This window comes from Hymenobacter sp. BRD128, assembly GCF_013256625.1.
Lineage (GTDB): Bacteria > Bacteroidota > Bacteroidia > Cytophagales > Hymenobacteraceae > Hymenobacter.
Window position 1 is genome coordinate 3,355,878 of sequence record NZ_CP053908.1, and the last position, 24,217, is coordinate 3,380,094.

The following is a 24,217-nucleotide window of genomic DNA, read 5'->3' on the forward strand; positions in this document are numbered from 1 at the left end:
AAGCCCGGCACGACATTAGTCGCGGCCGAGCTTGCAAAGTAGCGCTAGTAACGGTTATTTTATTCAGCCGCAACGCCAGAAGCCCGCCCAACTGCCGGTAGGCAATCGGGCGGGCTTCTCGAAACTAGAAAAACCGAACGGCCGAACGACTATTCGTTCTCGGTACCGTAGGTAGCCAGCTTGTAAACAGCCTTCTGCTTCAGCTTGCGCTGGGTGACGCTCGGCTTCTGGAAGAACGTGCGGCGGCGAAGCTCTTTAAGCACGCCAGTGCGCTCAAATTTCTTTTTGAAGCGCTTCAGCGCACGGTCAACGGTTTCGTTGTCTTTGATTTGAACGATAATCATATCGGGGATTGAGAATGCTTTCGCGACGGGAAGCCGAGTAAATCGGGCAGCAAAGATACTAACGGAGTACGCGGATTCAAAAAGGATTTCACGGATTTTATAGTTGATTCACTAATACCCCCTAGCGAACACAGCAAGCGGCGGCTACAAAATCCGTGAAATCCGCTGAAATCCAAGTTTTATTTGAGGAGAGCGCGGGCGATAACCAGCTTTTGAATTTCGCTCGTGCCCTCGCCGATAGTGCAAAGCTTAGCGTCGCGGTAGTATTTCTCGGCCGGATAATCTTTGGTATATCCGTAACCGCCGAAAATTTGTACGCCTTCGTTAGCTACGCGCACGCTCACCTCGGAGGCGTAGAGCTTGGCCATCGCCGATTCGAGATTTACGTTTTCGCCCCAGTCCTTCATGGTGGCAGCGCGATAGGTAAGCAGGCTAGCCGCCTCAATCTCGGTGGCCATGTCGGCCAGTTTGAACGCAATACCCTGGAAGTGGCTGATGGGCTGGTTGAACTGCTGGCGCTCCTTGCTGTACTGTAAAGCAGCCTCATAAGCGCCCTGCGCAATGCCTAGGCTCAAAGCCGCGATACTGATACGACCGCCGTCGAGCACCTTCAGGCTCTGCACGAAGCCCTCGCCTACCTGACCGATGACGTTTTCGACCGGCACACGGCAATCGGTAAAAATCATTTCGGTGGTTTCGGAGGCCCGCATACCCAGCTTGTCTTCCTTGCGCCCGCCCGCAAAGCCCGGCGTGCCGCGCTCCACAATGAAAGCTGTCATGCCGTGCGAATCGCCTACTTCGCCAGTACGGGCAATAACCACTGCCACGTCGCCGCTCTTACCGTGGGTAATAAAATTTTTGGCACCATTCAGCACGTAATACTCGCCGCTAGGGTCAAGTACGGCCGTGGTGCGCATATTACCCGCATCGGAGCCCGTATTGGGCTCGGTGAGGCCCCAGGCCCCTAGCCACTCGCCCGAAGCCAGCCGAGGCAGATATTTCTGCTTCTGCTCTTCGGAAGCATGCTGCAGAATGTGGCCGGTGCAAAGCGAGTTGTGGGCCGCCATGCTCAGGCCGATGCTGCCGTCAATTTTAGCCAGTTCAGCAATAGCCGTCACGTACTCTTGGTAGCCGAAGCCCGAGCCGCCATACTGGGCCGGCACGAGCACGCCCATGAGCCCAAGCTCGCCGAGTTGGTGAAAGAGGTCCCGCGGAAACTCCTGGGTATTATCCCAGCGCATCAGGTGGGGCTTGATGTGCTGAAGACCAAAATCACGCACCATCTGCGCTATCATGGTTTGGTTTTCGGTCGCAACGGTAGCTTCCATGGAAATAATAAGGGGTGGGTGGGGGAAGAGAGAATGTGAGCCGGGCCAGCCGAGGCTGCAAAAATACGATTTTGAGACCGTTAAACCCGGCGGCTGGTTTAGGCCACAGAGGCTAGCTTTTGAAAGCCTAACGTAAAAGAGTTACTTTTGAGGCATTTTTTACCTTTCGAGGTTGTTAGTCGGCACCTCCGGGTGGACGAGCCTCGGTTTGAACAATTTATCTTTTGGCTCTTCTATCACTGCTTTCGTCCAGTTCGCTCCGGCGGTTTTGGTTACTTGCCCTGCCGCTACTCGGCTTGCTTTCTTCGTGCGCTACTAGCCGCTACTACAACCAGCGCACGATGTTTCAGCTTACGAAAGGTGCCGATGGTATAGTCGATACGGCCAAGCTGCGGCGGGCCGTTAATCGCACCGCCCGCAACTACACGATTCACCCTAATGACCTGCTCAATGTGCAGGTTTATACTAATAAAGGCGAGAAGCTTATCGACCCTAATGGCTATCTCCAGTTTGGGCTTACTGGTGGTAGTTCTCCGGCGGCCGCTCCAGCGGCCGCTCCGGCGGCGGGTGGGGGTAGTAGCCGGGGTGGAGGAGCCTCTACCGTACCAGGCGGAACTCAATTTGTCGTGCAGGCCGATGGTACTGTCCGGTTGCCACTAGTCGACCGGGTATCGGTACAAGGATTGAGTTTGATTCAGGCGGACAGCGTGCTTCGGCTGCGCTACAGTGAGTTTTATAAGGAGCCGTTTATTAAGACAGCAGTTACTAATAATCGGGTTATTATTCTGGGAGCACCCGGGGGACAGGTCATTACGCTTGCTAATGATAACATGAACCTTCTCGAAGTATTAGCTTTAGCTGGCGGCCCTGACGGGGGGGGTGGCGGGGGGGTGGCGGGAATAGCACTGGTATCGCCCGCAATGGGGGGCGTATCGATAATATTCGTATTATTCGAGGCGACTTAAAAAATCCGCAAGTACAGTTTATCAACCTTAACACATTGGAAGGTATGCGACGCGGCAATTTACAAGTCGAGCCTAATGATATCATTTATATTCAGCCGGTGCGCCGACCTTTGCTTGATAACCTATCTGATGCAGCGCCCGCGCTTGGATTGGTTTCTACTATTTTAGGAACGTTCAGCATTGTATTTTCTTTAGTGAACCTCGTTAGAAAGTAGCATTCATCGACCAGTATTAAATTTAGTTACTATTATGGCATTAAGTGAAAATGCAGAACTGGAAGAGCTTATCCGGCGCACCACTACGGGAACGGAAGCCACCTTGCCAGTAAGCGGCGGAACAGGAGAAGATGAGTCGGGAGGAGAAAGTAGTTTCGACCTAACCACATTAGTGCTAGCAGCCCGCAAAAGTCTACCGTGGGCAGTGTTATTAGTTTCACTTGGTCTGCTAAGTTCTTGGCTGTATTTGCGGTATACAAAACCTGTTTACAAAGCATCTTCAGTATTGAAAATAGATGAGCGCAGTGATGCTCGTGATTTAGGATTAGCATCAGTAAGTGGAGAAGGAAGTCATGGTTCGGAGCTAGCTGGCGAAGTAGAGCTAATTAAGTCTGGGCTTACATATAAACGCCTTAAAGAGCTTGTTCCCCTTGATGTCAATTACTATACACAAGGTACTGTACTAGAGGCAGAACTATTTGGCTCCTGCCCTTTTCGCGTTGAATATACTATTAGTGACCAAGCTTTTTATAATCGTAAGTTTAATGTTAGCTACGTCAGCGCTGATAGCTATCATTTAGAAGTAGTATTAGGAGAGGAAACATTAAAGGGGACTTATAAAATCGACCAGTATGTACAACTACCAGGAATTAAATTACGGTTATTAGCTACTAGCTATGCCCCTTTAGCTCCCGCTTTTTCCGAGGCAAATTATCATTTTACTATACTAGATGACAATACTATTAATAATTATCTAGACCGTAATTTAATGGCTGACGTATTAAATGTCAGTGCAAATACTATTCAAATTTCTTTCCAGGATTATAATCGCCTGAAGGCCCAACGAATAGTTAATGCTCTTGATACAGTATATCGCGACGCTAAAGTGGCACGTAAAAAAGAGTCGAACGAAAAAGCCCTAGCCTATTTAGACCAGCAATTAAGCGCTAATGGCAATAATTTAGCCAAGGCAGAGGATAATCTTAAGAGTTTTGTTCAACGCAATGGCACTTATGATGCGAAAGAGCAATTAAGTGAAATAACGACAAAGTTAACCGAAATAGAAAAGCAACGAGATGAACTTGAACAGAAGCTTACGCTACTCAATAACGTAGGTCGTTTAGCTGAGCAGGAACAACTTACGCCGAATGATGATGTTTCAGTAGAGCAATCTATTCCAGGGTTAGTGCTTTTGGGTGACCCGATTATTTCACGGCAACTTGATGAATTAAATACGCTTCAACAGAATCTACGGCGCATTCGCCGTTCATATCAAGACGCAACCGAAGCAGTTAAGCAACCAAAAGCAATGGTAGCGTTTGCACAAACAACCTTAAAACATCAGATTAAACAGGCACAGATACAATTACGCAACCAGCTGAACGTACTTAGTAGTCAGCAAGGATTATTGAGCGGCGAATTGCAATCCCTGCCTGGAAAAGAAACAGAATTAGAGCGACTTAGGCGCCCCCTTCAACTCTATGGCAATACTTACCAGATGCTACTGGAGAAGAAAGTAGAATACAACATCCAAAATGCTGGCACTACAGCCAATTTTCAGATTTTATCCCCGGCGTATGCCCCTGATACTCCAATCTCGCCCGTAAGGCTATTTGTATATGCTATCGGGCTAGCTGGCGGGCTGGTACTGAGCTTGGGATTAATTGCGACCCGCTACTTAATGCATAATACAATAACAAGTGTTAATGAATTAGAGCGTAACACTAATGCATCAGTATTAGGAGTTATTCCAACCTACGAAAAGGAGAAGCTTCATATTTCACGGATGGTAGTAGATAAGAACCCTAAATCATCAGTATCAGAGGCTATTCGCTCTATCCGAACTAATCTTGATTTTATTAGCCCTTCTAGTAAGAAACGTTTAATATCCGTTACTTCAACTATTTCGGGAGAAGGAAAAACATTCGTAACTGTTAATCTAGGAGGCATTATTGCCTTATCGGGACAGCGTGTTATTATCCTTGACCTTGATATGCGGAAGCCGAAAGTAAATCTGGCTTTTGATGCCGAAAATGTGCGCGGTATTAGCACTATCCTTATTGACCGGCATTCGGTGGCTGAATGCATACAACATACAGGCATCGAATCACTGGATTTCATTTCGGCTGGTCCTACACCACCCAACCCGTCGGAGCTTATTCTACATCCGCGCTTCGACCAGATGCTGGAGGAACTGCGTAAAATATACGATGTTATTTTGATTGACACGCCGCCGGTGGGTCTGGTAACGGATGGCATTCTTATTATGCGCAAAGCCGATGTGCCGATTTACATTGTGCGAGCCAATTATTCGCGTAAGACATTCCTAAAAAACATGAACCGGCTGCTGCGGAACAATCAGTTTACGCGTATGTGCACCATTCTTAATGATGCTAAAGCGGAGGGTTCATACGGCTACGGTTATGGCTATGGCTATGGCTATGGCTATGGCTATGGCCACGGCATGGGTTACTATGAAGACCCCGTGCAAAAACCTTCATTAGGCCAACGCCTAAAGGGATTATTTAGTTAAAATTATGGCAAGCTTCTGGCAGCGATTAATTGGCCATAATGTTGCAGAGGAGCAGTCGGATATGAATCGGCCTTTAGCAGCGCTGAAGGCTGATATGCACTCGCACTTACTACCAGGCCTAGATGATGGTGCCGAAACATTGCCCCATAGTTTGGACCTTTTGCGCGAGCTTCGCAACCTAGGCTTCACTAAATTGGTAATGACGCCCCACATTATGGGCGATTTCTATAAGAATACGCCCGCAGGCGTGCGAAGTGCCCTAGCTACCCTGCGCGTGGCAGCAGCCGAGGCTGGCTTAGCCGATGTAGCCTTAGAATGTGCCGCTGAGTATTACTTAGATGAGTGGTTTGGCCGTAAGCTAGCCGCTGGTACTGAGCTATTGACGTTCGGAGGTGAGCAGCGTTATCTGCTCATTGAAACTTCTTACCTCAATGAGCCACTCAATCTAAACGGTACTATTTTCGATTTGCAGGCAGCTGGCTACCGCCCAGTGCTGGCTCACCCTGAGCGTTACGTATATTTCTATTCGCGCTTTGCTGAAATCGAGAAACTGCGGCAGGAGCATGGTGTGCTCTTGCAACTCAACCTCAACTCGCTGGCCGGCTACTACTCGCCGGCCGCACGCCATGTAGCAGAAAAGCTGATTGATGGGGGCTTGGTCGATTTTGTGGGCACCGATACGCATCATTTGCGCCACACGGCGGCCCTCGCTACTAAGACAGTAAAGTCCGCTTACTTTCGCAAGCTAATGGCGTTACCCCTCCTCAATAACACGCTCTAATGGTAGAGCGGTGCGGCAAGCAGAAAAGCTTGTTTCACCTTTTTTGAAACTATGATTTTTGTAACGGGCGGTACCGGGCTCATCGGCTCTTTTGTTCTGCAAGAATTGCGGGCCCGGGGGCTAGCCGTACGGGCTCTTTATCGCGGGTCGGCGCCACCTACCCTCGCCCCAACTGGCATAGAGTGGGTGCAGGGCGACTTAGTCGACAGCACTTTGCTAGTGCATGCGCTCTCCGCTGAGGTTACGCACGTATTTCACTGTGCCGGACTCGTATCTTACGCGCCTCAGGATGAAGACGCACTCCTACAAGTAAATGTAGAGGGCACCGCTGCTATAGTAGATGCCTGCTTACTGCACCCTGGTATTCGCTTAGGATATGTGTCATCGGTGGCGGCCCTGGGGCAGCCGGCCGTTGAACCAGCCGGTAATAATAGCGCTACGCCACTATTGCTTGATGAGACGGCAACCTGGGACCTCGGGGCTAGCCATCCGGCCTACGCCACCAGCAAGTACCTAGCTGAGCTAGAGGTATGGCGGGGCATAGCCGAAGGATTACGTGCAGTTATCGTTAATCCTTCAATAGTATTGGGGCCGGGCGACTGGCGGCGTAGTAGCACGCGCCTGCTGCGCTATGCTTACGATGAGCACCGCTTCTACACCCAAGGACAACTCAATTTTGTAGACGTGCGCGATGTAACAGTGCAATTAGTGCGCCTAACTTTAGACCTGCCCGAACTACCAGCTGCTCGCTATATCCTCAACGGTAGCCTTTGTCCGTTGGGAGAATTTTTGACCGACATGGCAACTGCCCTGGGGCGACGCCCACCCACGGTAGCCGTGCCCGACTGGGCCGCCGAGGTTATCTGGCGGCTGGAACAGGTCCGCGCTATGCTCACGGGCGCCCGCCCGCTCATCACCCGTGATACGGCGCGGGCTGGTCGGCAACCCGTGCTTTATGATGCCCGCAAGGCAGAGCATACCACCGGTCTGTCTTTTCGTCCCCTCGCCGAAACTATAGCGTGGCTAGCCGAAACCACTAAAACGAACCTCGCAGCCCACCCTACGGTTGTATCTTAGCGAATAGCGGATAGCGTAGGGCGGCGCTGGCCCGGCTGAACCAGATAAAGTGACCAGCCGCTGGTTAGCGGTTTGCTCCGGCTTTTAGCACCAAGTTAATAGCTTGTCAAGCACTATCCTATCCGTACTAATTCGTGACTATTATGCGCATGAACGAACCATTTGATGACCCACAAGCCGCTCAGGACACTGTGCGTCGCTACGAGCGAATGCTGGCTCACGATGAGGCAGTATTCTTTGACTTAGAAGAGTTTGAAGTAATCATCGACCATTACGTTACCAATGCAGCTTTCGACAAAGCCCAGCAGGCTTGTGAAGCGGCGCTTAGCCAATATCCGTTTTCTACCGAATTACTTATCGACCGTGCCCAAATAGCTGCCATGCGCGGCGACTATGCCGAAGCCGAGCGCCAGATTGCCAATGTGGCTAGCCTCGACCCCGACAATGCCGATGTAGCCGTAACACGTGGCATCATTGCTACGCAGCGCGGTGATTTTGAAGAGGCCGTACGCTTTTTTCAAGCGGCATTGGAGCGCAATCCTGACCGTGAGGATATCCACTTTAATCTGGGCTTGGCCTACCAAAGCTGGCATAAGTACAAGAGTGCGGCGCGGCATTATAAGCATAGCCTACGCCTGCATCCTGATAACGAGACAACGGTGCAGGAACTACTCAACTGCCTGGAAGTTAGCAATCGACTGCCCGAGCACGAGGATTTTTTTCAGCGTTTTACTGATGACGACCCTTACTCGGTCGTGGCCTGGTATAACTTAGGGCAGTATTATTACCGCTTGGAAAAATACGAGCAGGCAGCGGCAGCATTTGACTATGCCATCGTGATTGAGGCTGATTTTTACGATGCGCATCATTGGCTAGCCGATACGTATGTGTGCCAGCAGCAATACCAAAAAGCTATCGCGGAGTTTGAGTTGAGCTACCCGCTCAATGAGCCTACCGACGAGGCGCTATGCAACATCGGGGAGTGCTACGAGAAGCTGCGTGCCTGGGAGCAAGCCCGGCAATACTACCGCAAAGCCCTTGAAATCAATCCTGACATGGATGAGGCCTGGTTTGGGCAGGGTGTACTATTGCAAGAGCAGGAGCGCCCTTTCGAGGCGTTGCATTTCTTCCGCAAGGCCGTGCAGCTTTATGGCGAAAGCGGCGAATACTGGGCAGCTCTTGGCGCAGCCGAAAATCAGGTAGGCAATGTTGTCAGCGCCCTTGAAGCCTACGAAAAGGCGACGGAGGTGGCGCCTGATGATGCCACTGGCTGGGTAAGCTGGAGCGCTATTCTCTATGAGCAAGGGCATTACGAAGAAGCTGTGGAACTGCTACAGCACGCCGTGGAGCTCCATCCCCACGAGGCGCATTTTCACTATATGCTATGTGCCTACTTATTGGCTGCCGGCCGCCTGCGCGAGGCCTATCTGGAATTGGAAACTGCGCTTACGCTTAATTATGAGCAGCATTCCTTGCTGTTTGACTATTTTCCGGAGTTGGAAAAGCAGCCGGCTTTGCAACGGCTCATTGAGCAGTTTCGCAAGTAGCCTTAGCCACTGCCGATAGTCTTCGGCAGCTGAGGTGCTTTCTGAGCTAATTTTGTACCTGCCTGCTCGCTGAGCGGGCAGGTTTTTTTGTCCTTTTTTTCAGCGGGCTGCCGCTTGCTTTACTGCACATGAATTATTCGCTTTCCCAGCTCCCCGAACGCACCCAAAAGCCTCGTGAGCAAGGCTTTACCATGATGATGGATAAAGGTTTGAGCCTACGTGAAGTCGAAGACTTCATAGAAGTAGGCGCGCCTTACACCGATATTGTTAAGTTGGGATGGGCTACCTCCTTTGTGGTGCCTAATCTGAAGCGCAAGCTGGATATTTATCGTGCAGCTGGCATTCCGGTTTACCTAGGCGGTACTTTGTTTGAGGCTTTCATTATCCGCAATCAGTTTGACGACTACCGCCGCCTGCTCGACACCTTTGACCTAGAGTATGCCGAAGTATCGGATGGCAGCATAGACCTCAATCACGACCGCAAGTGCGACTTTATTCGTGAGCTAAGCAAGTCGGTAAAAGTGCTCAGTGAGGTTGGCTCTAAGGATGCGGAAAAGATTATTCCGCCCTATAAGTGGATTTCGCAGATGCAAACCGAATTAGAAGCCGGTGCCATCAAGGTAATTGGAGAAGCCCGCGAAGGTGGCAACGTAGGCTTGTTTCGCAGCACAGGCGAAGTTCGCTCGGGGCTGGTCGAAGAAATCCTGACCAAGATTCCATCGGAGCGCATTATTTGGGAAGCCCCGCAAAAAGCGCAGCAAGTTTGGTTTATCAAGCTACTAGGAGCTAATGTGAACTTAGGTAATATTGCTCCAAATGAGATTGTAAGCCTCGAAACCATCCGATTGGGGTTGCGTGGCGATACGTTTTCTCATTTTTTGGATATGGATGCAGTGGACCCCATGTTTCATCCGGAAGCTAAGACCGGTAAACCCGGTACGTCGATGCCTCGCGGGTAGCCTTGCACGATATTAAATAGTAAATCCACAAAAAAAGGGCTGACTCTTACGAGTCAGCCCTTTTGCATAGACCAAGCAAGTAGTCTTAGCGCTTCTGCAGGCGGGTTGTTTTAACCTCTCCCGAAGGCATCGTCACTTTTACCAGGTAGATACCGGCGCTCAGTTCGCTGCTACTAAGCACTGCCAGTTCCGTTACCCCAGCTAACGTAGTAATATCGCGGCTCACGATAGTACGGCCAGCCAGGTCCATTACTTGCAAGTGGCCCTGGCCAGCTACCGGCGACTGCACTACCAGCGTAGTTTGGTCGGTCGTAGCTGAAGGGTTGGGGTAAACGTTTATGGCAACTGCACCCGCAGCGGCAGTAGCAAAGCTTACCGCACGCACCGGCGAGTACGAGTCTTTACCATCCAAGTCTACCTGACGCAGGCGATAGTAGCGGACACCCGACTTACCAGCTTCAATGTCGGTATAGTTATAGGTCTGATAAGCTACACTGTTATTCGAGTAGCTGCTCACAAACGTCAGCTTGCGGAAGGTCTTGGCATCGCTCGACACCTGCACCTCAAAACCGGCGTTATTGGTTTCGTCAGCAGTAGCCCAGGTTACCAGGGTATTGTTGCCCTGGCGCTTGGCGTCGAAAGCCACAAGCTTCACCGGCAGCGGGTTATTTTTGTCACCTAGCGTGAACGTAGCGAACGTAGTTACCGCATTGCGGGTCACCACATTGTTTACTATATCATTGCTAGTGCGACCTAGGTTGGTGAAGGTGTTACCACTGTTAGTCGAAAGGAATAGAACCAAGTTGTTCTTATCGATATTGACGTTACCGCCTGAACCCAAGCCCATTGTTTCACTATCCAAGTAGTGGAACGTCATATCAGCATTCAAGCCACCTGTAGTAGCCCCTGGGCTGCCAGGCCGTACTCCGAATATCCGGCGGATACCACTGGTATTTGCTACCGGATTATAAGCCTCAGCTGTGTTGCGCGTTATGTCCACATTGCCAGGATTGCCGCCGGACAACGCATTGCCGTTAGGGTCTGTGTAGGAAGTAGCGTGGAATTTTAGAGTCATACCCATGTTACCGTAGGTATAAACCTCTTCTAGGTTGGTTGTCCCTCGAGTGGTGCGCACAAACCCACGCAGATAGTGGGCATCCGTTTCGCCTATTAGCTGGGCCCCATCGTTATTATTCGAGGGGTCACGGTCAGCAAGCGTTACCTGAGAAGATGCCGTTTTGGTAATGTCAGTAACCAAAAGGCCTCCAGTAAATGTAATCGACTGTTTAACGGTCATTAAACCAATAACAGATTTTACCCCAGAGCCGCTAATAACTACCTGGTCAAAGTCGCCGTTGCTGATGGTTTGATTAGTTCCACTAAAGTCAATAGTAGTATATTCCCGCTGAATAAAGCTAAGTTGGGGATTACTAAAATTACCATTCACATTTAGTTTACCTGCTTGTAAACGTAGAATCGAACGGTCAGACTGGGTGTTTCCTTCCATCGTCAAATCGCGAGTCATCGCGGGGCCGCTGTTGGTATTATCAACAGTGGTTTTAACACCTTTCGTGTCGGTAGCGGTGTAACTAACACCTGAGTAAATATTCGGGTAGAGACCTGTGTTACCCGTACCTAAGTTGCGAATGGTAGCATTCGTACCTGCTGTCGGTACACCATTGGTCCAGTTAGCAGCATTAAACCAGTCATCATTCGTACCCCCCATCCACACGGTAGATGGAATCGGCGTGCCAGTTACCGTAAAAGTAGCTGAATAGTACGAACCGTTATTATTATCGGTCTGAGTAATAGTGACGGGGCTATTAGGGTTTGATGAGTTGGTACCACTAGCCTGGTAATAGATATCCAGCGAATAATTGCCAGTATTTGGCAGGCCCTGAATCAGGTTAATATTAGCCGAGTTTTTAGAAAATGTTTTTGCTCCGTTGCTGTTCGATGTCAGAGGAAGATTGATAAAACTAAACGCCCCGCCACCCGAACCAACTAGACGTACGCGGTAGTAAAGGGTAACGTTGGTTATAGTATTAGCCCCAGATTCAGTTGTGTTTGCTGCGCCACCATTCAACAAAAGAATACCTGAATTTATATCGTAAGATGTGCCTAGATTAGCTCCCTGATAGGGGTTAGGGGTAGGCGGTGATACATTGTAAACGCTGTTGGCCCCACCATTAGGTGCGATATATACGTATGTTCCCACCAGTGTCGGAGCCGGCGGAGCATTAAGCGTAAAAATAGCTTGATAGGTAGTAGTGGCTGGGTCTTGGTCACTATTGGTAGTACCATTCGAACCTTTTGTATCAGTTTGGAAGGCAACTTCTAAAATATATTTACCTCCAATAGTTAAACCAGCTAACAAATTAAAGTTGGCTGAGTTGCTAGAATATAGCGAGGCACCGTTGGCAGTGCCATTGGCGGGTAGGGGTACGGAATTGTAGGTACCCGGGGTGGTACCTTGCTGATATACCCGATATATCAATCGGGCTGCAGTGATAGAATAAGTAACATTTACTTTACCTGTTAAAGCAGGAGGTGGGCTAGCTACAATAGAACCGCCGTTTAATATCAGTTGACTTGTGCCGTCTGCATTATAAGTACCTAGGTCTTGGCTAGGAGTACCTTTGCCAAGTGTAGCCTCAGTACTATAAGGAGTATCTCCTGGATAAACACTACCTGCATATCTGTTAGTAGTAGCCGTGGTGCTACTTGAGGTTTTCTGAGTGAGCGTAATATCATCATCATAATATGTAGATGATACTGTTTGAGCTCGTACTGTATACGAGTTCACTAGCCCTACAAATAAGGCTAAGAATGGCAATAAAATTTGCAGAAAGAGCGACTGCCTGCCACGCGGCCGCTCTCGATTAAGTGTAGTAGTTTTCATGTGGTCAAAATGTTGTGGGGATGACGAAGAGAAATGTCGTGTTAAGGACGATTGCCGCCTTATACGGGGGTTAGGAAAAAGGTGCTATTTTTTTTAAAAAAATTTAAAATGCAATTTTTTAGCAGTCGTAGCTATCCTTTCAAATTAGCCTATTGGGCTATTTGCAAGCTCATCAAAAGAAAAGGTTGGGCAAGTAACTGAAGCAGCGCTCGCAGGGTATGGAGCCTTGCTTTTCAGCCCTGGGGCTATATTCAACCCCTGGGCATACCCATGACAATCCAACGGCTGCTAGCAAGCCGGGATTGCGAAAGGCAACTTGTGTGGGTGGGATGGAACGCCCTGGCTAAGCCCGGCAATCCAGTTATAGAAGGCTAGCTATTAATGTACCACACTATAGGGTGGGGTAGCCAGCGCCTTCTTTTTATCAGATAATTCAACTCGTAATACGTCGTGCACGCTTACACGTATTCGATTAGAAAGCTGCGTAATAGGTAAGTCATTGGAATCCAGACCAAAAGGGTTTTCTATCTCCTCCCCTATCATTTCCAATCCTAGCAGGGCATAGGCACCAAACATAGTAATGGGAATCATAAAGTATCCAGAGGTAGACAAAAGTACGAAGGGCATGACCCCGATGAAAGTCAAAATGTAGGCTTTTATGAAAAAAGTGTAAGAAAACGGGATTGGTGTAGCTTTGATGCGCTCGCACGTACCACTCACCGACATCATATTCAGAAAATGCGGCTTAAAGGTGAGTAGGTGCGTATCGCGGATTATCTCTACCTGCCGCAATTGCTCCACGCTTTCCTGCAGCACCGCAATGAGCGTGGTAGCCACGTTTTCGGCCGTGCGCAGGCGCTCCATGATGTCAGGCGTTGATTCCATTTGCTCGAACTTCATCTCGCCGCGCAATGAGCCTTTGAGCGCAAAAGGGAAATTGGAGATGAGTGCCGCGAAGTAGCGGCGGCTAGCCACCGCATCGCGGGGCAACACCGCATTGAACTCGATAGCCAAGCCCCGGCACTGCGATACTAATTCGCCCCACACCCGCCGGCCTTCGTAGTAGCGGTCGTATGCGGTATTGGTACGAAACACCAACAGCAGGCTAAGTAGAATACCGAGAAAGGAAAAGTATTCGCGGCTGATATTCAGCATATGATGGTGGTATTCGAGCCCCCAAACTGCAATAGCCGCGCCATAAATACCGACCAGACTGACCCGCACCAGAAGCTGGCGAATAACGATGGACGTGTGAAAGTGCCGGAGCGCCTGCCACCAGTCACCTCCTTTGTACACAATCATGGCAAGTAGATTTTTTTCCGACTCTTTTAACGTGAGCAGTAGGGTTCGCGTTGGGGTGCCTCTGGCAATCTTCGTACCAGCCTTGCTTTACTTTACTGCCTTATTGTCTTTCTCATGGAGCTGCTCAAACATTTTCTCGACCTCATCCTACACCTCGACAAGACCCTCGTGAATGTGGTGCACGATTATGGCAACCTTACCTATCTCATTCTGTTTCTGATAATTTTCACCGAAACCGGGGTTATTGTATTCCCCTTTTTGCCCGGCGACTCGCTCTTATTCGTGGCTGGCACCCTGGCGGCGCAGCCCAGCCCCAGACCGGCCACCCGCTGCTCAATATCTTTTACCTGGTGCCCATGCTGATAGCGGCAGCATTTATCGGCGACAATGTCAACTACGCAATCGGCGATTACCTGGGTCCCCGGGTTTTCCGGGAAGATTTTCGCTTTCTGAAGCGCAAGTATCTGGAGCAAACCCAGGAGTACTACGCCAAGCACGGTGGAAAAACCATTATCATGGCGCGCTTCGTGCCGATTGTACGCACGTTTGCGCCGTTTGTGGCCGGGGTGGGCACCATGACGTATCGCCACTTTGCCTCGTTCAGCATCGTGGGCGCGGTGCTGTGGGTAGTTTCGCTTTCGCTGCTAGGCTACCTGCTAGGCTCCAACGAATGGGTTAAAGCACACTATAACTTAGTTATTTACGGTATTGTGCTGGTTTCGATTGTGCCGCCTCTCGTGCAGTTTCTGAAAGGTAAGCTACAGGGAGACCCAGCCTAGCGGCAGGCAGACGGGCACTGATTCCTACGTTTATTATGCGCACTTTCGGGTTGTTGGGCCGCTCGCTGGCCCACTCTTTTTCGCAACAGTATTTCCGCCAGAAGTTCAACCAGCTGGGCCTTACTGATTGTCGCTATGAGCTGTTTGAGCTGGCCGAAGCCAGCGAACTGCCGCAGCTACTCGCTCGCTACCCCGGCTTGGCTGGGCTGAACGTGACTATCCCCTACAAGGAAAAAATCTGGCCCTATCTCATGCGGGTTGCCCCCTCGGCCGCGCTGGTGGGGGCCGTCAACGTCATTGAGTTTCTACCCGACGGCGGCCTGGCGGGCCATAATACTGATTACGTAGGCTTTCGGGAGTCTTTGCGCCGGTTTTATCCGCCCGATGCTTCTAACCGCCGGGCGCTGGTGCTGGGCACGGGCGGGGCGGCCAAAGCCGTGGCCGTAGCCCTGCACGAGCTGGCCATTCCGTACCAGCTCGTTTCGCGCGGCCCGCACGGGGCTGGTTTGACCTATGAAGAAGTAACGCCGAGCTTGCTGGCTAGCCATTCGCTCATCGTAAATACTACGCCACTCGGCACCTTTCCGGCAGTAGCCGAGCGCCCGCCCCTGCCCTATGCGGCGCTTACGCCCCGGCACTACTTATTTGACCTGGTTTATAACCCGCGCGAAACTTCGTTTTTGCAACAAGGCTTAGCCGCCGGGGCGCACATCCAAAACGGTTTCGAGATGCTGGAACTGCAGGCGGAAGCCGCCTGGGACATCTGGACGAAGCAGTAGGCTGCACAGCCTGCAGTGGCGGCCCTGTCGTGCTACCAAGTAGCAGGGCAGGGCCGTTCTTTTGATAGACTCGCGTTGCTACCACTTTGAACTGGCAGCTGTTTATTACATTACAAATATCAGATTATCAACGCAATATCTTTACCTGCTTGATTATTCAAGCCGATGGTGCAACGATTTGAGAGGCAAAGGATTCTTGTTTAAAGATGAGGAAGCAGGGAGTTTAATCCTTGCGGGAGAAGCGTATCTTTCGTTCGCAGTCAGCAGCGTATATGTTACAACTAGTTTACTCCGGCCCGAGCCGGCTCGGCTCATGAGTGCTGCTGCTTGGCCCGCGCTGGCCATTGGCCTGGCAAAGCCGGCCGCTAACCAACTCACGGTGAGCCGCTCGACCCCTAGCGCTGCCCTTAGCGAAGAGGCGCTAATCGACGGCTGCCTGCGTGGCAGCCAGGCGGCGCAGAAACAATTGTATGAGCGCTACTCGGCGCGCATGATGGCCGTGTGCCTGCGCTATGCCCAGACTACTTTCGAGGCCGAAGACGTGTTGCAGGAAGGCTTCGTGACGGTGTTTCGGACGCTGGCAGGCTTTCGGCGCGAGTGCCCGCTCGAATTCTGGATTCGGCGCATTATGGTGAATGCGGCCCTGCGCCAGCACCGGCGCAATGCCCCGCTGGTAGCAGTGAGCGACGGTGACTACCCCGAAACGCTGGCCAGCGAAGAATTTACGTTCAGCAACTATGCCTACGGTGAGCTGCTGGCCGTGGTGCAGGAGCTTGCCCCGCGCTACCGGCTGGTATTCAACCTTTATGCTATTGAGGGCTACACGCACAAAGAAATCGGCGAGCTGCTGGAGATTTCGGAAGGCACCAGCAAATCGCAGTACTCGCGCGCCAGGGTAGTGCTACAAACCAAGCTAGCCCGCCTGCAACCGCCTACTAAATAAGCTATTATCCTTTATCATGAATCCTTCCACCCCGCCTAAGGGAAGTCTCGAAGAGCTGTTTCGCCACCACTTGCTGGAGAGCGAAGCGGCGGCCGTGCGCCCGCGCCCGCAAGTGTGGGAGCAGGTCGATAACAGCCTGCTGCTAGCTCAAAACGAAAAATATCGCCGCCGCCTGCTAGCCTACCGGTGGGCTATGGCGGCTAGCCTGCTGCTGGCTTCGCTGGCGGGCGGCGGCTGGTGGCGCAGCCAGCACAACGCGGCCCTTGCACCCTCGCTGGCGCAGGCCACTACGCAGCCAAGCCGCCCAAATCAGCTGACCGGACCCATTACTCCATTTTCTACCGCTACTCCTACTGCTATCGACCAAACTGCTACTCTTACGGCTGCGGCCGCTTCTGCTTCTTCCAGCACGTCTTCTATTGGTATTGCGGCGCTAGCCAGCGGCCAATTACCTCGACCAGCGGCTAGGTATGCAACTCAGACGGCCGGCCAGCTTTATGGTCAGGTGCCTGGCCGGCGTCGGCCAGCCTCCGTTCGCATGCCAGCAGGTACTGCCGGCCAGCCAGCAGGGCAGGTAGCTGGCACCCTGTCGGCGGCTGCCGGCACGCTCGTTGCCAGGGCTGGGCTTGCGACAGCTACACTTTCCAACGCTGCCCAAACCGCTGACCAACTGACCGTAGCGCAAGTTGCTGCACCGGTCGAGGGTGCGAGCCAAGAATTTGCGTCAGCCCCCGCTACCACGACCGCCGAAGCTAGCCTGGCTGCTCGCTGGGCTAGCTTAGCGGCGCCCACGGCCGTTGCGCTACCCGCCCATCTGTCGGAAGTGGCAGTGGCTCCTGGCCCCCCACTAGAGCTAGCTCGCCGCTGGCAATACGGGCTTACGTATGCAGCCAGCGCCTACCAGCCTAACATCGACTGGACCAAGTCCGCTACCGCTTACAATACCGCGCTAGGCTTTAACTCGGCTAGCCTGACCCGCTCGGCGGCCGCCGAGTACCGCGACAATCTGCGGCCGGGCCTGGGCCAGCGCCTGAGTTTGTGGGCTACCCGCCGCCTGGGCAACGGCCGCTGGAGCCTGCGCACGGGCCTGGAAATAGCTCAAAACACGGCGACCTCGGCCAGCTCGGTGGCTTTTGTAGGCGAGCAGGTGGCCGATGTAAGCTATACCCAGGCTGGCCTGGCTTATGCACCCAGCAATACCGTCCGCCGCTTGCAGCGCACCTCTTACCGCTACCGCTCGGTGAGTGTGCCCGCCGAACTGCGCTACTCTAACTCACTCAAAACCGGTTTCTCTTTTTATGGCCGGGTGGGAGCATTTGTATCGGCGCTGCTCAATGTGCATAGCGAGGTCGAAGGCAGCCCCGAAGCCGCCCGCACCTACACCATGCAATCGGCCAGTACGCCCTACCGGCCTTTCTCGGGTGGACTGCGGGGCGCCGCCGGCATACAGTACCGGCCGGCCGGCCACCAGTGGTCGCTCAATTTTGGCCCAGTGACCGAGCTAGGCATCCTAAGTTTGAATACTGACCCTAGCCAGAATTTCTGGGGGCAGCAGCGGCCTTATAGCTTTGGGCTGGAAGCTGGTATGGAGCTTGGGCGCGGATTCAAGCTGCAATAAGCGCGGCCAACCATTCAGGGGGCGCACCCAAATCTGCGACCCAGCGTAGTTTAAGTTGAAGTACTTGATGGTAAATTCTTTTCCACGCTATCCGCTAACCTTATGGGCATCACGTTACGCATCCTGCTTGTGGCGCTGGCAGGCGCTTCTATCCTGGGAGCCCGGCTGGCCACTCACCATTGTCTGAAGCATGCCCCACTAGCCAGAGCAACCGCCGCCGGGCAGCAAGAAACTCAGCTGCCGGGGGCATGGCGCTTGCTGAGCTGGCGCTAACTGCTTCCACTGGCGGCCCCGCTAGTCAAAACCCGGTGAGTTGGCCGGTCTTTTTTCAGCCCTGCCTGTAGAAGTGCAGAAACCTCGGCCGGCCATTTGGGGTTAAGGGGGTTGGCCCGTTTTTGCCCGCCTCTGCATGTCGACCTACCAGCTTACTTCTGAATTTAAACCCACCGGCGACCAGCCAACGGCCATTGCCCAGCTTGTGCAGGGTGTAAACAGCGGCGAGCCGGCCCAGGTACTGCTGGGGGCCACCGGCACGGGCAAAACCTTCACGATGGCCAACGTGATTGCCGAAACCGGTAAGCCGGCCCTCGTGCTGTGCCACAACAAGACCCTGGCCGCCCAGCTCTACGGCGAGTTCAAGGCGTTTTTCCCGCAGAATGCCGTCGAGTACTACATCAGCTACTACGACTACTATCAGCCCGAGGCCTACATCGCCAGCTCCGACGTATTCATTGAGAAGGACTTAGCCATCAACGAGGAGATTGAGAAGCTGCGGCTGCACTGCACCAGCACGCTGCTGAGCGGGCGGCGCGACGTGGTGGTGGTAGCCTCGGTGTCGTGCATCTACGGTATTGGCAACCCCGAAGAATTTGGCAAAAATGTCATTTATCTGGCGCCGGGTCTGCGCTACTCGCGCAATAATCTGCTCTACCAGTTCGTGCAGATTTTGTACTCGCGCACCGAGGTCGAGTTCACGCGCGGCTCGTTTCGGGTGAAAGGCGACACGGTAGACGTGTTTCCGGCCTACGCCGACTTTGCCTACCGCATCTACTTCTTTGGCGACGAGATTGAGGCGATTCAGAAAATAGACCCGGCGAGCGGCAAAAAGCTGAGCGACGAGAAGAACATGACGCTCTACCCGGCCAACCTCTTCGTGACCGGCAAAGAAACGCTGAACACCGCCATTCACGAAATCCAGGATGATATGGTGCAGCAACACAAGTACTTTGAGAAGGAGGGCCGCGATGTGGAAGCGCGCCGCATCCAGGAGCGCACCGAGTTTGACCTGGAAATGATACGTGAGCTGGGCTATTGCTCGGGTATCGAAAACTACTCGCGCTACTTTGACCGGCGCGAGCCGGGCTCGCGGCCGTTTTGCTTGCTCGATTATTTTCCGGATGACTACCTGCTGGTGGTGGACGAAAGCCACGCCACGATTCCGCAAATCCGGGCCATGTGGGGCGGCGACCGCTCGCGCAAAACTGCCCTCATCGAGTATGGCTTCCGCCTGCCGTCGGCCTTTGACAACCGGCCTTTGACGTTCAACGAGTTCGAGAGTATGTATCGGCAGGCGGTGTACGTGAGCGCCACGCCGGCCGACTACGAGCTGACCCAGGCCAACGGTGTGGTGGTGGAGCAGATTATCCGACCCACCGGCTTGCTTGACCCCGAAATCGACTTGCGACCCAGCATCAATCAGATTGACGACCTGCTCGACGAGGTAGATGAGCGCGTAAAAGCCGGCGACCGCGTGCTCGTGACCACGCTTACCAAGCGCATGGCCGAAGAGCTAAGCAAATACATGGAGCGGCTCGGCATCAAGGTCGAATACATTCACTCGGATGTGAAGACGCTGGACCGGGTAGAGATTCTGCGCCGCTTGCGGCTCGGGGAAGTAGATGTGCTTATTGGGGTGAATCTGTTGCGCGAGGGCCTTGACCTGCCGGAAGTTAGCCTGGTGGCCATTCTGGATGCCGATAAGGAGGGATTCCTGCGCGACCAGCGCTCGCTGATTCAGACAATGGGCCGGGCGGCGCGTAACGAGCGCGGCAAGGTTATCCTCTACGCCGACCGCATGACGGGCTCGATGCAACGCGCCATCGACGAAACCAACCGCCGCCGCGCCACCCAGATGGCATATAACGAAGAGCACGGCATCACGCCCAAAACGGTGCGCAAGAGCCACGCCCAGATTATGGGCCAAACCGACCTGGCCGACTACCGCGTGGTGGAAACGCAGGCGCCCGCCACGGCCTATGCCGACGGTGGTGCCGCGCTAGCCCTGGCCGCCGAGCCGGTAGTGGCCATGATGAACCGCGCTGAGCTGGAAAAGCTCATCAAAATCACTGAAAAACAAATGGAAGCCGCCGCCAAAGAGCTGGACTTCTTGCAGGCCGCCAAGCTGCGCGACGAGTTGGGGGCGCTCAAGCAAATGCTGAAAAGCAAGCGTGATTAATCACGAGGTGCCCTAATAAGCCCGGCGAGCCAGCGCTTGCTAAGCTTTTTTCACCACGCTCACGGTGCCATCGTGTTCCAGGCGCACGGTTTCGGTTTGGGCGAGGTCGCCGAGGTTAGCCGCGCCGCGCACGGCGGCGTGCAGCGCCTCCTCCGAGAAGCTAGCCCGGCGTAGTTCGTGGTGATTGACGGTAGCGCCTTCGGCTAGTACGGAAGATTCTCCTTTTACCAGCCGGCCAAATGCGGGGGAAAAGTACGTGGCATAGGCTAGCAGCCGGTGCAGCAGCACCAGCGCAACCGCCGCCGCGATGATGACGCCAAATGGTGAATCACCCGCGATGGCTCGGCTCAGAATGGCGCCCAGCATAAATTTGACCACCGTTTCCTGGCCGCTGTTGCTGGCAAAGGTGCGCCGCCCCGACACCCGCAGCAACACCAGCGCAATGATAAAAACAACCAGCGTGCGCCAGCATATCTGACTAGTGGTGATGGTATCAGCCTTGGCAGCGAGCCCCAATAAGTCAACCAGAAAATCTTTCATGCCAGCCCGTGGTAAATAGTTTTTCCTACCTATACGGGCTAGCCACGAATCGACTAGCTTACTTGCAGTTATTACCGCAAATCAACCAGTCGATTCATTGGTAGCAAGCCACTTACTCTGCTTGTTTGCGGGCGCGCTTCGCGGCAGCGGTGTTGGCTACGGTATGCTCACCGGCTTTGGAGCCCGCTTGTTTTTTGGCGTTGGTAGCTTTTTTCTCAGCTGGCGTCAGGGCATCCCAGGCTTTGGCGGGCAGGTAACGGGTAGTACCATTGGGACGGCGCGCTGGCTTCTCATCGGCAGTTTGCCACTCCTGCGCCGTCCACTGATGTAGGCTCTTCTGCTTGGAGTTAGGATGGCGCTGCAGATAGCCGCCGCCCGCTTTTTGATAAGCCAGCGTGAGCAGCTGCGATTTGCGAGCACTCCAGGTGCCAGGCTCGCCACCCTTGGCGGCAGCGCGAATCTCGGTCTTTAGACGCTCGCGCAGGGAGGGGTCGGTGTAGGTATTCTCGTCGGTGCGGCGGCGCGCAGCAGGGCGGGTTTTGGTACGTTTGCGAGCCGGGGTGCTACTGGCGGCGGCTTCGGGGGCAGGGGTCTTCATCAGGGGGCCAGAAAAGTAGAACAATTGACCTACGGCAGAAAATAATTGAGGTTGCACGGCGTAAGTCAATTAGAAAAAGATGTTTAACATTCATAATCAATTTGTTAAACAAACTACTCCTTTTTTACAGCCTATTGCCTTGCCAAGTCGTACTTTACCGGCTGCTATTTCGACAACCACCGCCCAACCAGCGGCGTAAGGCGCCCATATTCATTGTTTTATTTCATTTGTATGTATAGAAAACTACTGTATTTACTACTGTTGCTGGGAATAGGGCCAACAGCTTTGGCCCAGCGTGTGGGGCTGGTGCTCAGCGGCGGCGGCGCCAAGGGCTTGGCGCACGTAGGGGTGCTCAAGCAATTGGAAGCCAACGGCATCCCGATTGATTATATCGTGGGCAATAGCATGGGGGCCGTGGTTGGTGCCATGTACGCGGCCGGCTATTCGCCCCGCGATATTGAGCAGATTGTGTTGTCGGACGAATTTCAGAACTGGGCTACGGGGAAAGTACTGCCCGACAAAACATTCAATTTTCTTACGGCCGAGCCTTCGCCTTCGTCGCTGCGGCTGGGGCTCTCGATTGATTCGACCTTCAAGGCCAATATCTCGCCCAATCTGGTCAACGACCTGAACCTCAATTTTGCGCTGGCGCGGCTGCTAGCCCCGGCCGGCGCCGCGGCTAAGTACAACTTCGACAACTTGTTTGTGCCGTATCGCTGCCTGGCCACCGAGGTATTTACGCGCCGGGAAGTGGTGCAGAAATCGGGGCTGCTTTCCGATGCCGTGCGCAACTCAATGGCGTATCCGCTAGCCTTCCGGCCTATTCGCAACCTCGACGGGCGCTACCTGTTCGACGGCGCGGTGCTCGACAATTTTCCGACCGACGTGATGCGGCAGGACTTTAAGCCCGACATTATCATTGGTGTAAACGTGGGCGACGTGGCCTTTAAGAAGTATCCGTACAAGACCGACGATGCGCTCCTCACGAGCACGCTCGTATTTCTGGGTACCAGCGTGGCCGATACCAACAGCGTGGGCAAAAACGGCATCTACATTCAGCCTGCGCTAGGCAGCCTGGGCGCGGCCGATTTTGATAAAGTGCGCACGCTCATTGCCAAGGGCGATACGGCGGCCCAGCTGAGGATGGCCGAAATAAAGCAGCGCATCGGCCGGCGCATCGATACCGTAGAGTTGCAGCGCCGCCGGCTAGCCTTCCAGCAGAGCGTGCCCGCGCCGCGCTTTGTGAAAGTGGAAGTGCAGGGCCTACGCCCCGACCAGAACGAATATGCCCAGCGCTTTTTTCGCAAAGAAGGCTCTACCTACGGCCTCGATGCGCTGGAGGAGGGGTACTACCGCCTGGCCTCGGACGATTATTTTCGCAATATCTACCCCCGCATTCGCTACGATGAGGCCCTGAAAGGCTACGTATTTAGCGTAGATGCGCAGCGCAACAATAACATTGCCACCGAGATAGGCCTGACGCTCAGCACGCGGCCCATTGAGAGCCTGTATCTGGGCGTCGAGTTTCGCTACCTGCGGCAACTGCTCTACTCGGCGGCGGCCAACGTGAGCGTGGGCCGCTTTTACAACGGGGCGCAGGGCACGTTTCGACTCAACGCCCCCGGTCGGCTGCCGTTCTACATCGCGCCCCTGGTAACGTATAATAACTGGGATTATCAGCAAACGAGCCCGCTGCTGGGCGGCAACGATGCCCTCAATACGCAGGTGCAGCAAAAGGACACCAAAATCGGGGCGCAGATTGGCGTGTCGCCCCGCTACCGCTCGCGCCTGGTGCTCGACGTTGGCGCGTTTTACAACGTAGATAACTACTCCAACATCGTGGACCAGATTTCGCCTTCGGCCGTGCTCGACCGCACCTCATTTAAGGGCGGCACGGTGGCCCTGCGCTTCGCGCGCAACTCGCTCAACCGCAAGCAGTACGCCACCGCGGGGCGACGGGCCGTGCTTACCGTGCGAGCCGTGACCGGCACCGAGGTATACGACCCCGGCTCAACGTCATTGTTCCGCGACCTGGGCGAGCGCTCGCAACACCACCAGTGGGTGCAGTTTCGGGGTGCCTACGAGCGGTACCTGCCTTTACACAAGGATAAATCGGCCTGGGGCTACTTCGGGGAGCTGAGTATCAGCGGCCAAGACGAATTCTTTAACTACCGCTCGTCGCTGACTATGGCACCCATTTTCGCCCCGCTGCCCGATTCGCGCACCAAGTTTCTGGACCGCTACCGCTCGCCCAGCTTCGCGGCGGTGGGGCTACGCTACTCGCAGATAGTGCTGGGCAAGATAGAGTGGCGCTCAGAGGTATTTGCGCACGTCAATTTTGCCGAGCTAACCGATAATAAACAGATGGCCGAGCGGCAGTCGGGCGTAAGCCGGCCCTACCTGACGGCCTCCACGGGTTTCATCGTTACCACGCCAGTGGGGCCGCTAGCCCTGCACGCGCTTTATTATGACTCGGCCCTCCCCAGCAGTCGCTTTGGTTTGTATGCCCACCTGGGCTATATCCTGTTCAGAAGTCGTTCGCTGGAGTAACG

General features: G+C 53.6%; 19 protein-coding genes. 13 read left to right on the top strand and 6 right to left on the bottom strand.

Translation table 11 applies throughout. From position 1 onward, the window contains the following. Positions 1-149: 149 nt before the first annotated feature. Together rpsU and GKZ68_RS14870 are read right to left on the bottom strand one after the other, a co-directional pair. Positions 150-344, bottom strand: coding sequence for a 30S ribosomal protein S21 (gene rpsU, locus GKZ68_RS14865; protein ID WP_173116126.1), 195 nt, complete (start codon positions 342-344; stop codon positions 150-152). 179 nt (positions 345-523) lie between these two features. Then, positions 524-1,672 (bottom strand): acyl-CoA dehydrogenase family protein, encoded by a 1,149-nt coding sequence (locus GKZ68_RS14870; protein ID WP_173116128.1) that lies wholly within the window; start codon positions 1,670-1,672, stop codon positions 524-526. Positions 1,673-1,896: 224 nt separating this feature from the next. Between GKZ68_RS14870 and GKZ68_RS14875 the strand changes: the two genes are divergently transcribed. The 6 genes from GKZ68_RS14875 to GKZ68_RS14900 all read left to right on the top strand — a co-directional run bounded on the left by GKZ68_RS14875 (position 1,897) and on the right by GKZ68_RS14900 (position 9,749). Next, positions 1,897-2,637 (top strand): polysaccharide biosynthesis/export family protein, encoded by a 741-nt coding sequence (locus GKZ68_RS14875; protein ID WP_173116130.1) that lies wholly within the window; start codon positions 1,897-1,899, stop codon positions 2,635-2,637. A gap of 249 nt (positions 2,638-2,886) precedes the next feature. Continuing rightward, positions 2,887-5,385 (top strand): tyrosine-protein kinase, encoded by a 2,499-nt coding sequence (locus GKZ68_RS14880; RefSeq protein ID WP_173116132.1) that lies wholly within the window; start codon positions 2,887-2,889, stop codon positions 5,383-5,385. Between the two features lie 4 nt (positions 5,386-5,389). Then, positions 5,390-6,166: a tyrosine-protein phosphatase gene (locus GKZ68_RS14885; RefSeq protein ID WP_254244019.1), complete on the top strand. Its 777-nt coding sequence runs from the start codon at positions 5,390-5,392 to the stop codon at positions 6,164-6,166. 51 nt (positions 6,167-6,217) lie between these two features. Next, positions 6,218-7,243: an NAD-dependent epimerase/dehydratase family protein gene (locus GKZ68_RS14890; protein ID WP_173116134.1), complete on the top strand. Its 1,026-nt coding sequence runs from the start codon at positions 6,218-6,220 to the stop codon at positions 7,241-7,243. Between the two features lie 149 nt (positions 7,244-7,392). Next, positions 7,393-8,790, top strand: coding sequence for a tetratricopeptide repeat protein (locus GKZ68_RS14895; RefSeq protein ID WP_173116137.1), 1,398 nt, complete (start codon positions 7,393-7,395; stop codon positions 8,788-8,790). Between the two features lie 128 nt (positions 8,791-8,918). After that, the gene (locus GKZ68_RS14900; protein ID WP_173116139.1) at positions 8,919-9,749 is read left to right on the top strand and encodes a phosphosulfolactate synthase; all 831 of its coding nucleotides are present in this window, start codon (positions 8,919-8,921) and stop codon (positions 9,747-9,749) included. An 85-nt stretch (positions 9,750-9,834) separates the two neighbouring features. Here GKZ68_RS14900 and GKZ68_RS14905 read toward each other — a convergent pair whose 3' ends face one another. Beyond that, the gene (locus tag GKZ68_RS14905) at positions 9,835-12,651 is read right to left on the bottom strand and encodes a T9SS type A sorting domain-containing protein (protein ID WP_173116141.1); all 2,817 of its coding nucleotides are present in this window, start codon (positions 12,649-12,651) and stop codon (positions 9,835-9,837) included. A gap of 378 nt (positions 12,652-13,029) precedes the next feature. Further along, positions 13,030-13,953 carry a bestrophin family protein gene (locus tag GKZ68_RS14910; protein WP_173116144.1) on the bottom strand — a complete coding sequence of 308 codons (924 nt, stop codon included), beginning with the start codon at positions 13,951-13,953 and terminating at the stop codon, positions 13,030-13,032. A 114-nt stretch (positions 13,954-14,067) separates the two neighbouring features. On the opposite strand from GKZ68_RS14910, the gene GKZ68_RS22730 reads away from it, so the two are divergent. The 6 genes from GKZ68_RS22730 (at position 14,068) to uvrB (ending at position 20,527) form a co-directional block, all read left to right on the top strand. Continuing rightward, the gene (locus tag GKZ68_RS22730; protein ID WP_367949166.1) at positions 14,068-14,316 is read left to right on the top strand and encodes a hypothetical protein; all 249 of its coding nucleotides are present in this window, start codon (positions 14,068-14,070) and stop codon (positions 14,314-14,316) included. Next, positions 14,310-14,732 carry a VTT domain-containing protein gene (locus tag GKZ68_RS22735; protein WP_367949167.1) on the top strand — a complete coding sequence of 141 codons (423 nt, stop codon included), beginning with the start codon at positions 14,310-14,312 and terminating at the stop codon, positions 14,730-14,732. The genes GKZ68_RS22730 and GKZ68_RS22735 overlap by 7 nt, the downstream gene beginning before the upstream one ends. 35 nt (positions 14,733-14,767) lie before the next feature. Continuing rightward, positions 14,768-15,511, top strand: a complete 744-nt coding sequence (locus GKZ68_RS14920; protein WP_173116146.1) for a shikimate dehydrogenase — start codon at positions 14,768-14,770, stop codon at positions 15,509-15,511. A gap of 313 nt (positions 15,512-15,824) precedes the next feature. Continuing rightward, complete coding sequence (locus tag GKZ68_RS14925) at positions 15,825-16,454, top strand: RNA polymerase sigma factor (protein WP_173116148.1); 630 nt, start codon at positions 15,825-15,827, stop codon at positions 16,452-16,454. A gap of 16 nt (positions 16,455-16,470) precedes the next feature. Next, on the top strand, positions 16,471-18,072 hold the full coding sequence (locus tag GKZ68_RS14930; protein ID WP_173116149.1) for an outer membrane beta-barrel protein: 1,602 nt from the start codon (positions 16,471-16,473) through the stop codon (positions 18,070-18,072). A gap of 409 nt (positions 18,073-18,481) precedes the next feature. After that, complete coding sequence (gene uvrB / locus GKZ68_RS14935; protein ID WP_173116151.1) at positions 18,482-20,527, top strand: excinuclease ABC subunit UvrB; 2,046 nt, start codon at positions 18,482-18,484, stop codon at positions 20,525-20,527. A 39-nt stretch (positions 20,528-20,566) separates the two neighbouring features. Here uvrB and GKZ68_RS14940 read toward each other — a convergent pair whose 3' ends face one another. After that, positions 20,567-21,067: a DUF421 domain-containing protein gene (locus tag GKZ68_RS14940; protein WP_173116153.1), complete on the bottom strand. Its 501-nt coding sequence runs from the start codon at positions 21,065-21,067 to the stop codon at positions 20,567-20,569. Between the two features lie 112 nt (positions 21,068-21,179). After that, positions 21,180-21,665, bottom strand: a complete 486-nt coding sequence (locus GKZ68_RS14945; protein WP_173116155.1) for a hypothetical protein — start codon at positions 21,663-21,665, stop codon at positions 21,180-21,182. A 231-nt stretch (positions 21,666-21,896) separates the two neighbouring features. Here GKZ68_RS14945 and GKZ68_RS14950 point away from each other — a divergent pair, with 231 nt between their 5' ends. Next, the gene (locus GKZ68_RS14950; RefSeq protein ID WP_173116157.1) at positions 21,897-24,215 is read left to right on the top strand and encodes a patatin-like phospholipase family protein; all 2,319 of its coding nucleotides are present in this window, start codon (positions 21,897-21,899) and stop codon (positions 24,213-24,215) included. Positions 24,216-24,217 lie beyond the last annotated feature (2 nt).